This window comes from Mesorhizobium sp. M2E.F.Ca.ET.219.01.1.1 (assembly GCF_004016445.2).
Taxonomy (GTDB): domain Bacteria; phylum Pseudomonadota; class Alphaproteobacteria; order Rhizobiales; family Rhizobiaceae; genus Mesorhizobium.
The window spans coordinates 1-307 of the sequence record NZ_SADT02000198.1; the positions used below are offsets into that span (position 1 = coordinate 1).

At 57.0% G+C, this 307-nt stretch carries 1 pseudogene; it reads left to right on the top strand.

Annotated features, from left to right (window positions below):
- Positions 1–100: 100 nt before the first annotated feature.
- Positions 101–307, top strand: a pseudogene (locus tag EN862_RS35510) (NmrA family transcriptional regulator); the annotation flags it as partial.

Here is a 307-nt window from a genome sequence, read left to right on the forward strand (position 1 = left end):
GAAAGATTCTGCGACGACTGGCTTGACTCACAAAATACGAGGGTTTATCACGTTTTGCAAATGTGAGGATTACTCATATTTATGAACCGAGGAGATCGAGATGACTACAAAACCTATTTTGATCCTGGGCGGCACCGGCAAGACCGGCCGGCGCCTGGCCGAACGGCTGACCGCCAGGAACATTCCCGTGCGCATCGGCTCCCGCGCTGGCACGCCACCCTTCGACTGGCTGGACAAGGAAACATGGGGCCGTGCGCTCGAAGGCGTCGGCGCCGTCTACATCAGCTACTATCCAGACATCGCCGTG